At 62.8% G+C, this 1,092-nt stretch carries 1 pseudogene; it reads right to left on the bottom strand.

What is annotated here, in order from left to right:
* Window positions 1–1,092, bottom strand: a pseudogene (locus K7711_RS46990) (IS256 family transposase); the annotation flags it as partial.

Here is a 1,092-nt window from a genome sequence, read left to right as displayed (position 1 = left end):
GGCTTCCAGCGCACCATCCATCGTGCCCGACCCTGGCCGGTCGGGTCGAGGGATCGGGTCACCAGATACAAGCATTTCAGGGCGGCTTGTTCGGTGGGGAAATGCCCTCGGGCCTTGATCGCGCGGCGGTAGCGGGCATTCAACGACTCGATCGCGTTCGTGCTGCAGATGACGCGTCGTATCTCCACGTCGTAGTCCAGGAACGGAATGAACTCCTCCCACGCGTTGCTCCAAAGACGAACGATCGCACCATATTTCGTGCCCCACCGCTCAGTCAGCTCGTCCAGCGCCGCCCGCGCGGCATCGGCGTTGACCGCGCTGTAGATCGGTTTCACATCACGACGCAACGCATCCCAGTGCTGGCGGCCGGCGAGCCGGAACGTATTGCGGATCAAATGGATGATGCAGGTTTGGACCGTTGCCAGCGGCCATACGTTCCCGACCACCTCGGGCAGGCCCTTCAAACCGTCACAGACCAGGAAGAACACGTCCTTGACCCCGCGGTTGCGGATGTCGGTGAGCACGCCCATCGGAGAACTTCGCGCCCTCACCACCAGGGCCGGCCCACAAGCCCAGGATGCCCTTCTCACCCGAGACGTTGACCCCGATCGCCGCGTAGACCGGCCGGTTGGCGACCTGACCATCGCGGACCTTCACCACGATCGCATCGATGAAGACCGCCACGTAGACCTCGTCCAGGGGTCGGCTGGCCCATTCCTGCATCTCCGCGACCACTTTGTCGGTGATCCGTGAGACTGTTTCCTTGGACACCGAGGCGCCGTAGATTTCGGCGAAATGCGCCGAAATCTCGCCGGTGGTCAGGCCTTTGGCATACAACGACAACACGACCTCATCCACCCCGGTCAACCGGCGCTGCCGCTTCTTGACGATCTGCGGCTCGAAACTGCCCTCGCGATCGCGAGGCACCTCGATCTGCACATGACCGGTCGTCTCGGTCAGCACCGTCTTGGACCGGGTTCCGTTGCGCACGTTGGTGGTTTCCCGATCCTCGGGTGCCTCGTGCTTGTCGAAGCCGAGGTGATCGGTCATCTCCTCGTTCAACGCGGTCTCGAGGACGGTCTTGGTGAACTG

Source organism: Nocardia coffeae, from assembly GCF_019890715.1.
Taxonomy (GTDB): Bacteria; Actinomycetota; Actinomycetes; order Mycobacteriales; family Mycobacteriaceae; genus Nocardia; species Nocardia jiangxiensis.
The sequence above is the reverse complement of the archived record's forward strand: the minus strand, read 5'-3'. Positions and strand labels throughout refer to the sequence as shown.